We start from the raw sequence: 16,522 nt of genomic DNA on the forward strand, positions 1-16,522 counted from the left end.
GAGTGGAGCTTGCCCGAATTGCCGTCCCCGATTCGTCCAGTCGCACGCGACAATAAGCGACGCTCGGCCACCCGTTCGGGAAAAGGGGCGAACGTCGAGAAACGGCGGATCACCTGATTGTGTCCGGCGCTGAACCCGTTCGCCCGCATTGGTGACGAACGCGTCTCTTTCGCTCACCAGCAGGAAAGGAGTCCCGCCGTGAACATCAGGCCGACGGTGAGCACGGGCGCGGCGAACAACGCGAGGGTTCCGCCCGCGACGGCCCGCACCCGGTCCGGCAACCGGGACGGACCACCGGGGTGCCGCGCCAGCCATCGCAACCGGAGCGCGGTGTCGCCGCCTTCCGAGGCCTGGATCGACAGCAGGGCCGATCGCACGGTTTCCGGTCCGTGCCCGGTCGCGGCCGCCCGGTCGGCGGCCAGCTCGACGAGGAGGCGGACCGCGCCGGGGAGTTCGCGCATGAGCGGGACGAACCGCAACGTGCGGCCGAGGATTTCGGCGCATCCGGCCAGCAGGTGATGCCTTCCGCGCAGGTGCGCGCGTTCGTGTTCCAGTACCGCGTTCAGTTCCCGGGACGTGAGCTTGCCCGCCAGGCCCCGGCTGGCGACGATCAGGCCGTCGCGGCCGCCGAGGCTGTAGGCGATCGGCCGCTCGTCGGGCACCCACAGCGTCGCGATCGGCCGCTCGTCGCGGGTGCCTGTCAGCCTGAGCGCGTCCCGGTGACGCCGGTGCAGCAGGGTGCTGTGTTTCCGGCGCCGGGCCGAGGTCACGGTGAGCCGGGTGGCGGCGATCACGACGACCGCCCCGGCGAAACCGCCGACGAGGGGATCGAGAGCGGGCAGGCCGCTGTGCCCGACCGCCGCCCAGCAATCGTGGAGGATCCGGGTGATCGCCGCGGCGGGACCGTGGTCCGGTAGTACGAGGAGAAGGACGGCGCCGAGGGTGCCGGCGAGCACGCCGAGCGCGGTGAGCAGCCACCACGCGAGCGCCGTACCGGGAGTGATCCCGCCGGTGGTCAGCCTGCCGAGCAACCGGGGCGAGAACCAGCCGATCACCGCGACGCCGAACAGGAGCACCGCCGCCAGGATCATCGCTTGGGCTTCCGTCGCAGCGCCCGCCGCAGGATGTCGGACTCCTCTTCGGTGACCGAGCGCGCGAAATGCAGCAGCACCGATTCGCGGTCTTCCGAGGAGTCGAGGAGTTCGCGCAGGCTCTGCGCGGTGGCCTCCTCACGGGTCGCCACGGCGCGATAGCGGTAGGCGCGATTCTCCATTTCGCGCACGACCCATTCCTTGCGGTGCAGATTGTCCAGCACCGTCATCACCGTGGTGTAGGCGAGGTCGCGATCCCGGTTGATCGCCTCGAGCACCTGGCGGACCCGCAAGGGTTCCGCCGAATTCCAGAGCACGTCCATCACCGACGCTTCGAGCTCGCCCAGCCGTTGCATGACACCTCCGCACGGAAGGATACTGCGTGCCCCGCGGTCACCCGACGATGCGCCGCGCGCCCATCAGGTGCCCGTCGCCCTTGATCGACCGGACGTCGACCAGCTGGCCCTCGGTCGGCGCGTCGACCATCTTGCCGCCGCCGACGTACATGCCGACGTGATGGATCGCCCCCGGATCGCCGGTGCCGTCGTCGTAGAAGACGAGGTCGCCGGGGACGAGCCGGTCCAGCGGGACGGCCTTTCCCGCGGTGTACTGCTGACGGCTGGTGCGCGGAAGCGAGACGCCCGCCTGCTTGTACGCCCACGACGTCAGGCCGGAGCAGTCGAACTCGCCCGGTCCGGTGGCGCCCCACTGGTATTCCGAGCCCCGTTTGGACAGTGCCGCCTGCAGCGCGTCGTTCGCTGCGCCGGGCGGGCCGAGATAGGAGCCCTTGTCCTGGACCTTGCCGAGTTTCGCCTTGTCCGACGCGGGCAGTGCACCGAGTGCGTTCCTGACCTCGACGATCCGGCTGTCGAGGTCCTTTTTGCGCGTGCGGACCTGGTCCAGCGCCACGGTCGCGTCGTTCGCCGCGAGCAGGGCGGTTTCCCGTGCGTTCGCCGCCGTGGTGCGAGCGGCCTGCGCGGAACCGAGCGCGTCACGCAGGCCGTTCAACGCCTTGGCCTTCTCTTCGGCCAGTACCGACAGCGCGGACGAGCGGTCGAGGAACTCCTGTCTGCTGCCGCTGTCGAGCAGGAGGACGGCGTTGCCGAGCTGGTGGCCGTTCATCGCGGACCGGGCGATCGCCTCGACCTGCGGCCGGAAGCGATCGATGGCCGACTGTGCCCGCGTGAGATCGCCGTCGGCCCGGCCGAGGGCGGCCGTCGCCTGGTCGCGTTCGGTCTCGCGGGCCTTCAGCCGGTCTTGTGATTCCAGCAGATCCTCGTCGGCCTTGGCCGCCTGCGCGCCGAGTTCCTGGTAGCGCCGCATCGGGTCCTGGCCGTCCGGCGACGGTGCCGGTTGCGCGCTGGCGGGGAGCGCGCCGAAGCCGAGGATCATGAGGGCGGCGGTGGCGGCGAAGGGGTGCCGCGGCGAACGCCGGTGTGGTGTCACGGGTGCCGAATCTCCTGTCGCACAGGTTCAACTATTGCGCTTAGTAGTACGGGGGCCGGTGTGAGTGCCCGGTGAAGTGCTACTAAGTCCATTAGTACTAACCGTCATGGGAGTTCTAGTCGATCTTTGCTACGGTGGGAACCGTGAGTGTCTCTCCGGCTACTCTTCGTCGGCTCGCGGTGGCCTTGCTGCTGCTGGTCGTGGCGGGAACGCAGGCTTACGGCTGCCTCGACGGGCCCGGCGAAACTGCCGTCGTCGCGGCGGCCTCGCACGATTCGTCGTGCCCGCCGAGTGAGGGACACCTGCACTCCCGGCCGCTCTCCGCGGTCGCGGTGCGAAGCGACACCTCGCCGTCCATCCCGGACTCTCCGCCTCCGCTCGCCTCGTCACCCGTCCTTTCGTCCCCGGTGAGGGAGAGCCCCCGGTCGATCGCGTTCGACCGGAGTGGCCCCCGGATACTCACCGAGCTGTGCGTCTCCCGGACGTGACCGTTCCCGCGCCGGTCCGGTCTTGCCCGCACAGCACAGAAAGACGAATCCTCGATGAACGCTGTCCTCCCTCATGAACCTCTCGCGCCTTCCCGCCTCCTCAGTACCGCCGCCCGCTGCGTGTCCCCGGCGCTGGCCGTCGGCAATACACCCGTGCTGTGGATCGACGAACGGCTCACCGGATCCGGCAAGGGTTTCTGGGCCAAGCTGGAGGGTTTCAACCCCGGCGGCATGAAGGATCGCCCCGCGTTGCACATGGTGGGAGCGGCCAAGGCCCGCGGCGACCTGGCGGACGGCGCGATGATCGTCGAGTCGACCAGCGGGACGCTCGGGCTCGGGCTGGCGCTGGCCGGGATCGTCCACGGCCATCCGGTCACCCTGGTCACCGATCCGGGGATGGAGCCCATCGTGCGGCGCATGCTCACCGCGCACGGCACCCGGGTCGACCTCGTCACCGAGCCCCATCCGGCGGGCGGCTGGCAGCAGGCGCGCCGGGACCGCGTCCAGCGGGTGCTCGAAGAGCGGCCAGGCTCCTGGTGCCCCGATCAGTACCACAACCCGGACAACGTGGCCGCGTACGCGACCTTGGCCGACGAGCTGGCCGCGCAACTGGGCCGGATCGACGTCCTGGTGTGCTCGGTCGGCACCGGCGGGCATTCGGCCGGGACCTTCCGCGCGCTGCGGCGGTACTTCCCGCATCTGCGCCTGGTCGGCGTGGACACCGTCGGGTCGACGATCTTCGGGCAACCCGCCACCTCACGGCTGATGCGCGGGCTCGGGTCGAGCATCCATCCGCGCAACGTCGACTACGACGCTTTCGAGGAGATCCACTGGGTGGCGCCCGCCGAAGCCGTCTGGACCTGCCGCCGTCTCGCCGCCGCCCAGTACGCGACCGGCGGCTGGAGTGTCGGCGCGGTCGCCCTCGTCGCGGCCTGGCTGGCGCGCACGCACGATCCGGACGTGCGGATCGCCGCGATCTTCCCGGACGGCCCGCAGCGCTACTTCGACACCGTCTACAACGACGAATACTGCGCGGGACACGGCCTGCTCGACGTCGTCCCGGCCAGGGAACCGGACGTCGTCGGCCATCCCGGCGAGCGGGTGGTGGAACGCTGGACCCGCTGCCGCACGATCGTGGATCCCGCGTTGTGACAGGATTTCCCGAGCGGTTCCGGTCCTTCGACCGGCCGAGCAAAGTGCTGATGGTCAACCAGTTCACCATCAACGTCGGTTTCTACATGCTGATGCCGTACCTCGCCGGCTATCTCGCGGGCCCGCTGGGACTGGCGGGCTGGGCCGTGGGCCTGGTGCTGGGCATCCGCAACTTCTCGCAGCAGGGCATGTTCCTGGTCGGGGGCACGCTCGCCGACCGGTTCGGCTACAAACCGCTCATCGTCGCCGGATGTGTGCTGCGGACGGCGGGCTTCGCGTTGTTGAGCGTGACGTCCTCGTTGCCGTCGCTGATCGTCGCGTCCGCGGCCACCGGTTTCGCCGGAGCCCTGTTCAACCCGGCTGTCCGCGCCTATCTGGCGGTGGACGCGGGGGAGCGGAGGCTGGAGGCCTTCTCGGTGTTCAACGTGTTCTACCAGGGCGGGATCCTCGCGGGCCCGGTGGTCGGGCTGGCCTTGACGGCCGTCGATTTCCGGCTGACCTGCCTGGTCGCCGCCGCGGTCTTCGGTGTCCTGACCGTGGTGCAGGTGCGGGCGCTGCCCGCGCACGAAAGCGAGGGGGAACGGTCGTCGATCTGGTCGGATTGGCGGGTCGTCGCCGGGAACCGCGCCTTCCTGCTCTTCGCGCTGGTCATGATCGGCTCGTACGTGCTTTCCTTCCAGACCTATCTGGCACTTCCGATGGAGGCGCGACGGATCACGGGCTCGGAGACGTCGGCCACCGCGCTCATCGCCGGGCTGTTCGTGATCTCGGGCGGTCTTGCGATCGCCGGTCAGCTCAAGATCACCGCCTGGTTCAAGAACCGGTGGTCGCCCGGCACCTGCCTCGCGTCGGGGATGGTGTTCATGGCCGCGGCGTTCGTCGCGCCGCTGACGGTCGCCAGGGCGGGTCCGGTCACGGCCGGGGCGGGGTTGCTCGTCTCCGCCGCGCTGCTGGCCGTCGGCACGGTCGTCGTCTTCCCGTTCGAGATGGACACCGTCGTCCGGCTGTCGGGTGACCGGCTGGTCGCCACGCACTACGGCTTCTACAACACGATCGTCGGCGTGGGCATCCTGCTCGGGAATCTCTTCACCGGTACCGTTTTCGACCTCGCGCGCCGGGCGGGCTGGCCGGAGATCCCCTGGCTCGCCTTGACAGTGCTCGGTGTCGCCTGTGCGGTGGGGCTGCGCGCTCTCGACCGGGGCAGGCGTCTGGTGTCGGTGTAGTGCCGCCGCGAAGGCCACCGACCGCCGGTGGCCTTCGCGGCGGTGTCAGACGAGCGTCTTCCAGTAGTCCCAGAAGGCCTGCAGGACCGCGGCGCCGATGACCGCGTACCAGACCACGAGGACCACGCTGTGGTAGCGGACGACCATCCGTCCTTTGTGGAGGTTGTGCAGGGTCGTGTACCAGAAGACGGCGATGGTGACCGCCCAGACGACCATGCAGTACGGGCAGAGCGCGCCGATGACGTAGAGGCTCTGGAACATCAGCCAATGCACGAAGACGACACCGAGAAACGAACCCGCTTGCAGGCCCAGCCAGTACCAGCGAGGGAGCCGTGCGCCGGCCAGTAGCGCGACACCGGTCGTCACGACCACACTGAACCCGGCGATCCCCAGCAACGGATTGGGAAAGCCGAACAGGTCCGCCTGCGGGGTCTTCATGATCGATCCGCAGCTGAGGACCGGATTGATGCTGCAGGTCGGGATGTAGGAGAAATCCTTGAGCAGCTTGATCTTCTCGATGGTGAGCACGAACGCCGCCACCAGGCCGACGGCGCCGCCGACCAGCAGCACCCACGGCGTCACGCGGGTGGCGAAGGGCGTCATTTCGCCAGTTCCCGGTCGATGACGCCCTTGAGCGCCTGATAGGACGGCGACCCCGAGAACTTGACGCCGTTGACGAAGAAGGTCGGCGTGCCCTCGACGCCGATGTTGGCGCCGTCGGTGCGGTCGGCCTGGACCCGGCCGAGCGTGGCCGGATCGTCCAGCGCGGCCTCGAAGGCGGGCAGGTCCAGGCCGAGCTCGCGTGCGAAGCCGAGGAAGGTCTCGCGGTGGGAGACCTGCTGGTCGCCCCATTGCGACTGCCGCTCGAACATCAGGCGGTACATCGGTTCGAGCTTGCCCTGGTTGCCCGCGGCCTCCACGGTCCGCGCGGCGAGCTCGGCGTTCTGGTGGCTGGGGATGGGGAAGTAGCGCATCACGAAGGTGACGCGGTCGCCGTACTCGGCGCGCAGCCGCTCGACGCCGGGATACGCGGCGCCGCACGCTTCGCACTCCAGGTCGAGGAACTCCACGACGGTCACCTTGGCACCGGCCGGATCGGACAGGCGATGGCTGTCCGGCCGGACCAGGAGCGACGCGGGTACCGCGGGAGGCTCGCCGTCGCCGCCGGTCTGCGAGGCAGGGGCGTCCTCGCCCAGCCTGGTGAAGACGAGCAACGCGGCCACCACCGCGATCACGACGGCCACGACCGTCAGGGAAACCTTGGCATTCTTGGTCATTCTGCTGAGTCCTTAGCTCGGATCCGGGCAACTGAAGGCGTGGGGCATGACCGGTCCGCCCTCGGTGCGAGGGCGGACCGGTCACGACCGGGGCTGCCGATCAGGTGCGGGAAACGCAGAGCTGGACGAGAAGAGGTGTCGCCGTCGGACGCTTGAACGCCCGGGTGCCCGGCGGCACGCCCGCTGTCGCGGGCCGGCTGCGCCGGACGAGCACGAGGAGAGCGGCCAGCAGCGCCGCGCCGATCCCCGTGACGTCGTCGAGGTGGTTGTGCGGCGGTTCGGCCGGGACCAGCCAGGCGGCGTGGTCGGCGCTCAGGTGGGACGTGCCCGGGTCGCATTCGCTCGCCGGGTTTGTGGCGTGGGTCGCTTCGGCGGCGAACAGGGGAGCGCAGGGTGAGCCCGCCGCCGCGGCGCCGTCACTGCACAGCGCGCTCTGCAGCAGGGCGACAGCGGTGAGCACGGCCAGCACGGCGAGAAGCCGCGCGGCCGTCGTCGCTGTCTTTCCGCCGGGCACGGACAGCAGGGTAAAGGTGACCTTGTAAAGCCACGGCGAGTTCGGGGGTGCGGTGAGGCGTCGGTGCGGGTGGTCGTGAGTGGCGATTCGGGTCAATAACTTGTCCTTGGTCGTCGGCGGTGTCCGACTTACTTCGGGTCGCGCAGTCCGTGAAGGCCGCCTTGAGGGACCCTGGGGCCCTCAAAGTTCCCCTCACACACCCCCGGGCCGCGTGAAGGCCCCCTTCCCTCGGCTCAGCCGAGGAAACGCGACCTTCACACCTTTCCCAGTACGTGAAGGCCCCCTTCCTGTACCTAGGCGCAAGGAAGGGGTCCTTCACGTACTTCGGGTGACCAGGGTGGCGGGCCGTGGTGGGTTGGGTTGGTCGTGAGTGGCGATTCGGGGTCGCGGTTCGGCGACTTTGTCATCCTGCCGCACCCTGTCGGCGAAGTCCTCCTCCTGTTCGGGATCTTCCATCCCCGCCACGGCGCGGGCCACAGTAGACGGTCCGACGCTGCTATGGCCGGACCCACAAGGCCGTGCCCGAATCTCTGGCGGCTCGTCCAAAGTGCTCTGTTTCGGCCGGGACACATACTGGCGCCCCATCGGACGTCGAGGTCCCGGAGGTTCCAGTCAGCATGAGCGCAGCCGCGTCCTTCGTGCCGGACGAAGTTTGCCGAAAGACATTGTGTGATCGGTCGTTCGCCACGGGTCTGTCCGTGGCGGTGACCGACCGCGAGGAAGTCGTCTCGTCCGGAGTGTTCGGTCACGCCGACCAGGCCGCCGGTTCGCCGGTCACCGAGGACACGCTCTTCCAGATCGGGTCGATCACCAAGGGTTTCACCTGCGTCCTGCTGTTGCGTGCCCGCGATGCGGGCCTCGTCGACCTGGACTCGCCGGTCACCGCCTACCTGCCGTGGTTCTCCGTGCGGTCGAGCCACGAGCCGATCACGCTCCGCCACCTGATGACCCATACGGCGGGGATCATCGCCGGTCCGGACGTCTCCCCGGACGCCACTTTCGAGGTGTGGGCGCTGCGGGACACGGAGGCGACGACGCCGCCGGGAACCTGGTTCCACTACTCGAACGCCGGGTACAAGGCGCTCGGCCTCGTGCTGGAGGCCGTCCACCGGCGGCCGTATCACGAGCTTCTCGGCGAGTTGCTCGCCTCACTCGGGATGCACGCCTCCGCACCCGCGGTCACTCATGACCTCCGGTCGCGTCTGGCGGTGGGGTACGAACCGCGCTACGACGACCGTCACCCCGTCCGGGAGGACGGCGTCGTCCCCGCGACCTGGATCGAGAACGCCACCGCGGACGGCTGTGTCGCGGCGACGGCGAGAGACATGACGGCCTGGCTGCGGCTCCTACTCGGCAGGGAGACGGGGCAGGTGGGGGAGATGCTCACGCCCGCCATCCTCGACGAGGAGGACTACCCGGGCTGCGCGTACGGGCTCGGCATGCAGGTCGGTGACCTCGACGGCCGTCCGCACGCCTGGCACACCGGCGGGATGATCGGCTACCACGCGGCGATCGCCTGCGATCTCGACGCCGGGATCGGGGCCGCCGTCCTGGCCAACGGCGTCGGACCGTGGCTGGACTTGGCCGTGCACCTGGTCACGGCCGCGCGGGCCGGGCGTGACGGTGTGCTGTCGCCCGAGTTCGCGCCGCCGCTGAAGAAACCTGCTCCACCGCCACCCGCGGAGAACCCGCCGAAGCGATGGGCGGCCGTGGTCGGGCATTACCGCTGCCACAACCCCTGGCTGTCGAATCTCCACGTCCACGCATCCGGGGACAACCTGTGGGTCTCGGTCTGCGGCGGCGAGCCGGAACAGCTCGTTCCCTTGCCGGACGGTGCTTTCCGCGTCGGGTCCGACGAGCGTTCGCCCGAGCGGCTGCGTTTCGACGTCGTCATCGACGGGGCCGCGATCCGCGCCGACTACTCCGGATGTCCCTTGTACCGCACGTTCACCCCGTAGGTGGAATCGATGAGAAAAGCGTTAGCGGCACTCGCCGCGGTGCTCCTGGCCTGCACTGGCCTGAGCGCCTGCGCCCGTGCCGGAAGCCAAACCGCCGACGGTGACATCTACCGCCTCGGCTCCGACCAGGCCATCGACTCGATGAACCCGTTCGTCTCCGTGGTGACGACGGCGTTCGCGGTGTACGAGCAGATCTATCCGACGCTGGTCCAGCTGGATCCGGAAGGCAAGTTCGTCGCGGAGTTCGCGAGCGCCTGGACCACCTCGGAGGACGGGCGGACCTGGACCTTCCACACGCATCCCGGTGCCACCTGGTCGGACGGCGCGCCGCTCACGGCGGCCGACGCGGCCTGGACCTTGAACACGATCGCCGCGTTCAAGGACGGCCCGACCGCAGGCCTCGCCAACTATGTGTCCGATTTGGACGAAGCGAGCACACCTGACCCGAACACCTTGGTACTGCGGTATTCCCGCCCCGTGGCGAACGTCCTCAACCGGCTCATGAGCGTGCCGATCCTGCCCGAGCACGTCTGGCGTGAGTACGCCGGTGGCGAGGGGGAGGCGCTGACCACCTTCCCGAACAACGCCCCGGTCGTCTCCGGTGGTCCGTTCGTCCTCGTCCGGCACGTACCCAAGCAGGTCGCCCTGTTCAAACGCAATCCGGCCTATTACGGGCCGAAACCGCATATCGCGGGTTTCGGCATCCAGTTCTTCAGCTCCGACGACGCGATGATCACGGCGCTGAAGAGCCGTCAGCTCGACGCCGTCCGGACGGTACCGTCCACTTCGGTCGCCAACCTCGAGTCCGCGGGGTTCGAGGTCATCTCGTCGCCGGGACTGAGATTCGAGAGCATCACCGTCAACGCGAACCCGAAACAGCGACCCGAGCACCGGGAGCTGGCCGATCCGTTGCTGCGCCAGGCCTTCGACCACACGATCAACCGCGCGCAGATCGTCGAGACCTCGTTGCTCGGACACGGCCGCCCCGGGGCGTCGATCATCCCGCCGGGCACCGCGAACTGGGCCGACCGCTCGCTCCAGCCGACCCCGTTCGATCTCGGCGCCGCGAACCGGCTGCTCGACCAGGCCGGTTACCGGCGGGGCCCGGACGGGACCCGGATCGCGAACGGCCACCCGATGGACTACCCGGTCATCCTGCCGGAGGACACCTACGGCGGCGCGGGCCTGCGCTCGTTCCAGATCATCCGGTCCGACTTCGCGAAGATCGGCGTGCGCCTCACCGCGAAGCTGCTGGACAACGCGGCTGCCAACGAGGCGGTGATGGCCAACGAGTCCCAGGACTTCGCGATGACCATGTGGGGCTGGAGCGGCGGGACGGGCGACCCCGACGACACGCTCAACTACCTGACCTGTCAAAGCTGGGGGATCCTCAACGACACCGGGTACTGCAGCGAGGAATGGGACGACCTGTACGCGCGGCAGGGTGCGGCGATGACGCCCGCCGAACGGCACGGGATCGTCGACGAGATGCAGCGGCTCGCCGCCCGCGAACGGGTGCTGCTGGTGCTCGCCTATCCCGATTCGATCGAAGCGCATTCCCGGGAGTGGGTCGATCTCCCGCAGGTGGGCGGCAACTCGTTCTCCTCGGAGTCGAAGATCCCGCTGCTTTCCGTGCGACGGGCGGGCTGAGCCATGCGCGTCCTGGAGTACGTACTGCGCCGGGGGATCTTCTCCGTGGTGACGATCTTCCTCGCGATCACCGGCAATTTCTTCCTGTTCCGGGTGCTGCCCGGCGACGCGGTGAGCAATCTGGCCAAGGTGCCCCATTCCACCCCGGAACTGCAGCACGCCCTGATGGTCCGGTTCGGCCTGGACAAGTCCAAATGGGACCAATACCTGATCTACCTGAAGAACCTGCTGCACGGTGATCTCGGGGTTTCTTTCACCTATCAGGAATCCGTGAGTCACCTGTTGCTGGACGACCTCGAGAACACGGTGTTGCTCGCCGGTGTCGGCACGCTGGGAGCGATCGTCATCGGGATCCTCTCCGGCGTCATGTCGGCCTGGCGGCGGTCATCCCCGCTGGACCACCTCAACACCGGCGTGGCGACCCTCGTCTATTCGTTCCCCGCGCAGTGGCTCGGCCTCGTCCTGCTGATCCTCTTCGCCGGGGTCCTGCCGGCGGGCGGGATGTCGGATCAGTTCCTGTTCGACAGCCCGCCGTTCTGGCAGCACGCGGCGGACGTGGGCGGCCACCTGGTCCTGCCCGCGGCGACCATGATCCTCACCGCGTACGGCGGCTACACGCTGGTCGTCCGGTCCTCGGTACTGGAGACACTCGGCGAGGACTACGTGCTGACAGCGCGGGCGAAGGGGATTCCCGCCCGCCGGGTCGTCTGGCGCCACGCCGTCCGCAACGCCCTGCTGCCGATCGTCACCATGGTCGCGCTCGACCTCGGCTACGTGGTGGGCGGCGCGGTGCTGGTCGAGGTGATTTTCAGCTGGCCGGGTCTCGGCATGGCCACCTTCACCGCGATCGGCCAGCGGGACTACCCGATGATCCAGGGCGCCTTCCTGATCCTGACCGTCTCGGTGATCCTGCTGAACTTCGTCGCCGATCTGGTCTGTTTCCGTCTCGACCGAAGGGTGAGCGCATGAGCGTCCGCATCGGCGACACCGGGGCCGACGGCCGGGCCGGCGCCGGGATCTTCCGCAAAGTGCTGCGCGACCACAAGTCCGCGGCGGTCGGCCTGGCGCTCATCGCGATCTTCGTGGTGGTCTCGATCCTCGCGCCCTACCTTGCGCCGCACAGCGCGGTCGAGAGCAGTTGCGCCGTCTTCGAACCCCCGTCCGCGCGGCATTGGCTCGGCTGCGACGACGGCGGCGTCGACATGGTCTCCCTGCTCATGCACGGCGGGCAGACCTCGCTCGTCGTCGCGTTCACCGCGACCCTGGTCTCGATGGCGATCGGCGGCACGGTCGCCATCGTGGCGGGCTACTTCGGCGGCTGGCCCGACACCGTCCTGATGCGGGTCACCGACGTCCTGCTGGTCCTGCCCGATCTGGTGCTGGCGATGGTGATCGCCGCGGTGTGGGGGCCGAGCCTGTTCCACGTGATCCTGGTGATCGGCCTGCTGCAGTGGACTTCCACCGCCCGGATCGTCCGCGCCGAGGTGATGTCGCTGCGCGAACGCGCCTACGTCAAACGCGCGAGAGGACTCGGCGCGAGCAACGGCCGGGTGATCGTCCGGCACATCCTTCCCCACGTCGGACCGCTGCTGATCGCCAACACCGTGCTGACCGTTTCGGCGGCGATCTACCTGGAGACCGCGCTGGCCTTCCTCGGCCTGCAGGATCCCAGCGTCACGACCTGGGGAACGATCCTGGAACACGCGTTCGCGCGGACCGCGATCAGTTCCGGTGCGTGGTGGGCGATCGTGCCCGACGGCTTCGTCATCGCCGCGGTGAGCATCGGCTGCTTCCTGCTCGGGCGGGCCATCGAAGACGCGTTGAACCCCCGGCTCAAGGTCTCGCATCTCTCAGGGCGGCGCTGGCGTCTGCGCGCCCTCGTCGCGAAGGGGGTGAACGCCCGATGAGCGTGTTGGAAGTCAGCGACCTGCACGTCTGGTTCGACCTGCCGCACGGCGGCCAGGTCCACCCGGTCGACGGCGTGAGTTTCGCGCTCGAGCCCAGCGAGCGGTTCGGCCTCGTCGGCGAGTCCGGCTGCGGGAAGACCACCACCATCCTGGCGTTGATGGGACTGCTCCCGGCGACGGCGTCGGTCTCCGGCCAGGTCCGGATCGACGGCACGGACATCCTGGCCGACGGCGAGGACTCGGTCCGCGGCCACCGCTGGCGGGACATCGCGATGGTGTTCCAGGGCGCGATGAACGCGCTCAACCCGGTCAAGACGGTGGGCTGGCAGATCGCCGAACCGATGGCCCACCACGGCGTCGCCCGCGGGAAGCGGGCCCGTGAACGGGTCCGGGAACTGCTCGAACTCGTCGGCATCCCCGCCGCGGCCGCGAACCGCTATCCGCACGAGTTCTCCGGCGGCATGCGCCAGCGGCTCTCCATCGCGATGGCGCTGGCCTGCGAACCGAAGATCCTGCTCGCCGACGAACCGACGACGGCGCTGGACGTGATGGTCCAGGCACAGATCCTCGAACTGCTCACCAGGCTGACCGACGAACTCGGCATGGCGCTGGTCCTGGTCACGCACGATCTGCCGGTGGTGACGCAGTTCTGCCACCGGGCCGCGGTGATGTACGCGGGGAAGATGGTCGAGGACGGTCCGGCGGACGAGCTCACGTCGGCCTCCCGGCATCCGTACACCCGGCTGTTGTTCGCGGCCACGCCGGATCTGTACGGGCGGGAACCGGTCGTCTCCATTCCCGGCGCTCCGCCGAGGCTGGACGCCGAGATCACCGGCTGCGCCTTCCAGCCCCGGTGCGACGTGCCGATGGACCGCTGTGGCGGCGAGCATCCGTTGCTGCTCACCGCCGGGCCCGGCCATCGTGCCGCCTGTTTCCGCAACGAAGAACCGGTGGAGTCACGATGAATCAGGCCCTGCTCGAGGTCGAGGACCTCGCGATCCACTACCCGGTGCGGCGCGGCGTGGTCCAGACGCTGGCCAGACGTCCCCGAAGCGTCGTGCACGCGGTCGACGGCGTCAGTTTCCGCCTCGGCCGCGGCGAGATGGTCGCCGTCGTCGGCGAATCCGGCTGCGGGAAGTCCACCACCGCTTCGGCGATCTGCGGCCTCGTCCGTCCCACGGCCGGATCGGTCCGGCTCGACGGCGCGGAGATCAGCGGGCTTTCCGAGCGCGCGAAACGGCCCGTCCGCCGCCGGGTCCAGATGATCTACCAGGATCCGTACGAGTCACTGGATCCGTTGTGCCGGGTCCGGGACATCCTGGAGGAACCGATGCTGATCCACGGCATCGGTGACTCCAAGGAAGGGCGCGCCACCTTGATCGAGGAGTCCCTCGAACGCAGTGGACTCGCGCCTGCCAAGGCCTTCCTCGACCGCTACCCGCACGAGCTCTCCGGGGGCCAGCGGCAACGGGTCGCCATCGCCGCCGCGCTCGTCCTCGATCCCGACGTCCTACTCGCCGACGAACCGGTTTCGATGCTGGACGTCTCCGTCCGCGCCGGGGTGCTCACGTTGCTGGACACCCTCCGCAAGGACCGGGACACGGCGATCCTGATGATCACCCACGATCTGTCCACGGCCGCCCATTTCGCCGACCGGATCGTCGTGATGTACCTCGGCAGGATCGTCGAACAGGGACGCGCCCACGACGTGGTGCACCATCCCAAACATCCGTACACCAAGGCTTTGCTGTCCGCCGTGCCCAAACGGGAGCTGGGGCAGCGGACGAAGCCGCGGTTGCTCACCGGCGAGACCCCGGATCCGGTCGGCATCCCGCCGGGATGCCGGTTCCGTTCCCGCTGCCCGGTAGGAGAAAAGGACTGCGAGATCTCGGATCCGGTGCTGGGTGCCGGGCCGGGGGACGCGGGTTCCGGCCACGAAGTCGCTTGCCTGCACGCCTGACCTCGTGAGTGGTAAGGACGGTTATTGAGAGGTGAGTCAAAGGTGGCGTGTTCGTGGGGTGGGCCGGTGACGGGATGAAGGCGCCCTTTGTCGCGCTCGATGCCGAGTGGCCGTGTCGCGAAAGCCACTTTCGCGACACCCCGGGCGGCTGTGCGACCCACACAACACCCGCCCACAACCGACACCGCAAACGGCACGAGCACGCCCCGTTTGCCCTTCCCCTCAATAACCGTCCTTACCACTCACGAGGCCCACTCGAGAAAGGACACACAGTGCCTCCAGAACTCGTCATCCGGGGAGGTTCGGTCGTCGACGGCACGGGAGCCCCCGCCCGCCGCGCCGACGTCGCGCTCTCCGGAGACCGCGTCGAAGCCGTCGGAGAGCTTCCCGACTCGGGATGCCCGGTGCTGGACGCCGAGGGCTGCGTGGTCGCGCCGGGGTTCATCAATGTCCTCAGCCACGGCTACGAAACCCTGCAACTGGACCCCCGGGGCCTTTCCGATCTGTACCAGGGGATCACCACGGAGATCTTCGGCGAGGGACGGTCCCTGGGGCCGGTCACCGGCAAGATGGTCGACATCGTCGGCGGCGAGCCGCAGCAGTACGGCGTCCGGACGAGCTGGCCTCGTCTCGGCGGCTTCCTCGGCGACCTCGAGAAGGCCGGGGTCGGCATGAACGTCGGCAGCTTCGTCGGCGCGGAGAACCTGCGGATGCCCTTCGCCGGTAACGAGGACCGGCCGCTGACCGACGACGAACTGGCCGCCGCCTGCGAGCTGCTCGACGCCGAACTCGCCGACGGAGCCCTCGGCGTCGGATCCGCGTTGATCTATTCGCCGGGAAGCTACGCCTCCACCGAGGAACTGATCGCGTACGCGCGGGTCCTCGCCCGGCACGACGCGCTCTACATCTCCCACATCAGGGGCGAGTCCGACAGGCTCCTGGAGTCCGTCGACGAACTCATCCGGATCGCGAGAGAGTCCTCCGCCCGGGCGGAGATCTACCACCTGAAGGCATCCGGCCGCGAGAACTGGCCCGCGATGAACAGTGTGTACGAACGGGTGGAGGCGGCGAGAGCGGCCGGGATCCAGGTGACCGCGGACGTCTACCCGTACGAGGCGGGGTCCACGTTCCTTTCGGCGTTCATCCCGCCGAAGTTCCACGAGGGCGGTCACGGCGAACTGGCCGCCCGGATCGCGGACGGGGAAACCAGGGCCGCGATCAAGGCGGCCATCGGCAGCCCCGGGAGGGACTGGGACAACCTGTACCTCGGATCGGGCGGCGCGGACGGGATCCTCCTGCTCGGCGACGGAGACCTCAAAGGCAGGACACTCGCCGAGGTCAGCGGCACCTGGGGTGACAGCGACCCTCTCGACACCCTGCTCGACATCGTCGCCGCGCATCCGAAGCTCCTGGTTGCCGAGTTCACCTCGTCCGAGGCACACGTCCTGCGCGCGCTCCGGTTCCCGTGGGTGTCGGTGTGCACGGACTCGGAGGCCCTCGCCGCGGAGCCGCCGTTCACCGACACTTCCATCCACCCCCGCACGTACGGCGCCTTCGCCCGCGTGGCCGGACGCTACGTCCGTGAGGGAGTGCTGACCCTCGAACAAGCCGTGCGGTGCATGACGAGCCTGCCCGCGGAGAACCTCAGGCTGGCCGATCGCGGCGTGGTCCGCCCCGGGGCATTCGCGGATCTGACGGTCTTCGTGCCCGAGGAGGTCCAGGACAACGCCACGTACCTCGAGCCGCACCGCTACGCCGATGGCATGCGCCACGTCCTGGTCAACGGCCGTATCGCCTTCCAGGACGGCAAGCCGACCGGGACACTCGCCGGACGGGCGCTCCGACGGCGTCGGTGA

General features: G+C 69.0%; 16 protein-coding genes. 10 read left to right on the forward strand and 6 right to left on the reverse strand.

Going from position 1 to position 16,522, the window contains the following annotated elements:
* Positions 1–173: 173 nt before the first annotated feature.
* Genes ACZ5IK_RS28660 through ACZ5IK_RS28670 form a run of 3 tightly spaced genes read right to left on the reverse strand, consistent with a single transcriptional unit; the run spans position 174 to position 2,537 of the window.
* Positions 174–1,091, reverse strand: a complete 918-nt coding sequence (locus ACZ5IK_RS28660) for a M56 family metallopeptidase (RefSeq protein WP_465490530.1) — start codon at positions 1,089–1,091, stop codon at positions 174–176.
* The gene (locus ACZ5IK_RS28665; protein WP_465490531.1) at positions 1,088–1,447 is read right to left on the reverse strand and encodes a BlaI/MecI/CopY family transcriptional regulator; all 360 of its coding nucleotides are present in this window, start codon (positions 1,445–1,447) and stop codon (positions 1,088–1,090) included. Before ACZ5IK_RS28665 ends, ACZ5IK_RS28660 begins: the two co-directional genes overlap by 4 nt.
* 37 nt (positions 1,448–1,484) lie before the next feature.
* Positions 1,485–2,537 (reverse strand): C40 family peptidase, encoded by a 1,053-nt coding sequence (locus ACZ5IK_RS28670; protein WP_465490532.1) that lies wholly within the window; start codon positions 2,535–2,537, stop codon positions 1,485–1,487.
* Between the two features lie 143 nt (positions 2,538–2,680).
* On the opposite strand from ACZ5IK_RS28670, the gene ACZ5IK_RS28675 reads away from it, so the two are divergent.
* Genes ACZ5IK_RS28675 through ACZ5IK_RS28685 form a run of 3 tightly spaced genes read left to right on the forward strand, consistent with a single transcriptional unit; the run spans position 2,681 to position 5,400 of the window.
* Positions 2,681–3,025: a hypothetical protein gene (locus tag ACZ5IK_RS28675; protein ID WP_465490533.1), complete on the forward strand. Its 345-nt coding sequence runs from the start codon at positions 2,681–2,683 to the stop codon at positions 3,023–3,025.
* 54 nt (positions 3,026–3,079) lie between these two features.
* Positions 3,080–4,177, forward strand: coding sequence for a PLP-dependent cysteine synthase family protein (locus ACZ5IK_RS28680; RefSeq protein ID WP_465490534.1), 1,098 nt, complete (start codon positions 3,080–3,082; stop codon positions 4,175–4,177).
* Positions 4,174–5,400, forward strand: coding sequence for an MDR family MFS transporter (locus ACZ5IK_RS28685; protein ID WP_465490535.1), 1,227 nt, complete (start codon positions 4,174–4,176; stop codon positions 5,398–5,400). The genes ACZ5IK_RS28680 and ACZ5IK_RS28685 overlap by 4 nt, the downstream gene beginning before the upstream one ends.
* 45 nt (positions 5,401–5,445) lie before the next feature.
* Here ACZ5IK_RS28685 and ACZ5IK_RS28690 read toward each other — a convergent pair whose 3' ends face one another.
* The 3 genes from ACZ5IK_RS28690 to ACZ5IK_RS28700 form a co-directional block, all read right to left on the reverse strand.
* The gene (locus tag ACZ5IK_RS28690; RefSeq protein ID WP_465490536.1) at positions 5,446–6,003 is read right to left on the reverse strand and encodes a vitamin K epoxide reductase family protein; all 558 of its coding nucleotides are present in this window, start codon (positions 6,001–6,003) and stop codon (positions 5,446–5,448) included.
* Positions 6,000–6,677 carry a DsbA family protein gene (locus tag ACZ5IK_RS28695; RefSeq protein ID WP_465490537.1) on the reverse strand — a complete coding sequence of 226 codons (678 nt, stop codon included), beginning with the start codon at positions 6,675–6,677 and terminating at the stop codon, positions 6,000–6,002. The genes ACZ5IK_RS28690 and ACZ5IK_RS28695 overlap by 4 nt, the downstream gene beginning before the upstream one ends.
* 100 nt (positions 6,678–6,777) lie before the next feature.
* Entirely contained in the window at positions 6,778–7,191 is a 414-nt protein-coding gene (locus tag ACZ5IK_RS28700; RefSeq protein ID WP_465490538.1) for a hypothetical protein, read from the reverse strand.
* Between the two features lie 617 nt (positions 7,192–7,808).
* Between ACZ5IK_RS28700 and ACZ5IK_RS28705 the strand changes: the two genes are divergently transcribed.
* The 7 genes from ACZ5IK_RS28705 (at position 7,809) to ACZ5IK_RS28735 (ending at position 16,522) form a co-directional block, all read left to right on the forward strand.
* Positions 7,809–9,149, forward strand: a complete 1,341-nt coding sequence (locus ACZ5IK_RS28705; RefSeq protein ID WP_465490539.1) for a serine hydrolase domain-containing protein — start codon at positions 7,809–7,811, stop codon at positions 9,147–9,149.
* 9 nt (positions 9,150–9,158) lie between these two features.
* Positions 9,159–10,799 (forward strand): ABC transporter substrate-binding protein, encoded by a 1,641-nt coding sequence (locus tag ACZ5IK_RS28710; RefSeq protein ID WP_465490540.1) that lies wholly within the window; start codon positions 9,159–9,161, stop codon positions 10,797–10,799.
* Between the two features lie 3 nt (positions 10,800–10,802).
* Complete coding sequence (locus ACZ5IK_RS28715; protein WP_465490541.1) at positions 10,803–11,768, forward strand: ABC transporter permease; 966 nt, start codon at positions 10,803–10,805, stop codon at positions 11,766–11,768.
* Positions 11,765–12,706: an ABC transporter permease gene (locus ACZ5IK_RS28720; RefSeq protein ID WP_465490542.1), complete on the forward strand. Its 942-nt coding sequence runs from the start codon at positions 11,765–11,767 to the stop codon at positions 12,704–12,706. The genes ACZ5IK_RS28715 and ACZ5IK_RS28720 overlap by 4 nt, the downstream gene beginning before the upstream one ends.
* Positions 12,703–13,671 carry an ABC transporter ATP-binding protein gene (locus ACZ5IK_RS28725; protein ID WP_465490543.1) on the forward strand — a complete coding sequence of 323 codons (969 nt, stop codon included), beginning with the start codon at positions 12,703–12,705 and terminating at the stop codon, positions 13,669–13,671. Before ACZ5IK_RS28720 ends, ACZ5IK_RS28725 begins: the two co-directional genes overlap by 4 nt.
* Positions 13,668–14,666 carry an ABC transporter ATP-binding protein gene (locus tag ACZ5IK_RS28730; RefSeq protein WP_465490544.1) on the forward strand — a complete coding sequence of 333 codons (999 nt, stop codon included), beginning with the start codon at positions 13,668–13,670 and terminating at the stop codon, positions 14,664–14,666. Before ACZ5IK_RS28725 ends, ACZ5IK_RS28730 begins: the two co-directional genes overlap by 4 nt.
* Positions 14,667–14,938: 272 nt before the next feature.
* On the forward strand, positions 14,939–16,522 hold the full coding sequence (locus ACZ5IK_RS28735) for an N-acyl-D-amino-acid deacylase family protein (RefSeq protein WP_465490545.1): 1,584 nt from the start codon (positions 14,939–14,941) through the stop codon (positions 16,520–16,522).

This window comes from Amycolatopsis sp. NPDC031561 (genome assembly GCF_055580625.1).

Bases quoted from the DNA above. Each gene is read 5' to 3' on its own strand.
- ACZ5IK_RS28720 (WP_465490542.1), top strand. From the start codon at position 11,765: ATGAGCGTCCGCATCGGCGACACCGGGGCCGACGGCCGGGCCGGCGCC.
- ACZ5IK_RS28715 (WP_465490541.1), top strand. From the start codon at position 10,803: ATGCGCGTCCTGGAGTACGTACTGCGCCGGGGGATCTTCTCCGTGGTG.
- ACZ5IK_RS28725 (WP_465490543.1), top strand. From the start codon at position 12,703: ATGAGCGTGTTGGAAGTCAGCGACCTGCACGTCTGGTTCGACCTGCCG.
- ACZ5IK_RS28690 (WP_465490536.1), bottom strand. From the start codon at position 6,003: ATGACGCCCTTCGCCACCCGCGTGACGCCGTGGGTGCTGCTGGTCGGC.
- ACZ5IK_RS28695 (WP_465490537.1), bottom strand. From the start codon at position 6,677: ATGACCAAGAATGCCAAGGTTTCCCTGACGGTCGTGGCCGTCGTGATC.
- ACZ5IK_RS28660 (WP_465490530.1), bottom strand. From the start codon at position 1,091: ATGATCCTGGCGGCGGTGCTCCTGTTCGGCGTCGCGGTGATCGGCTGG.
- ACZ5IK_RS28680 (WP_465490534.1), top strand. From the start codon at position 3,080: ATGAACGCTGTCCTCCCTCATGAACCTCTCGCGCCTTCCCGCCTCCTC.
- ACZ5IK_RS28710 (WP_465490540.1), top strand. From the start codon at position 9,159: ATGAGAAAAGCGTTAGCGGCACTCGCCGCGGTGCTCCTGGCCTGCACT.
- ACZ5IK_RS28705 (WP_465490539.1), top strand. From the start codon at position 7,809: ATGAGCGCAGCCGCGTCCTTCGTGCCGGACGAAGTTTGCCGAAAGACA.
- ACZ5IK_RS28665 (WP_465490531.1), bottom strand. From the start codon at position 1,447: ATGCAACGGCTGGGCGAGCTCGAAGCGTCGGTGATGGACGTGCTCTGG.
- ACZ5IK_RS28730 (WP_465490544.1), top strand. From the start codon at position 13,668: ATGAATCAGGCCCTGCTCGAGGTCGAGGACCTCGCGATCCACTACCCG.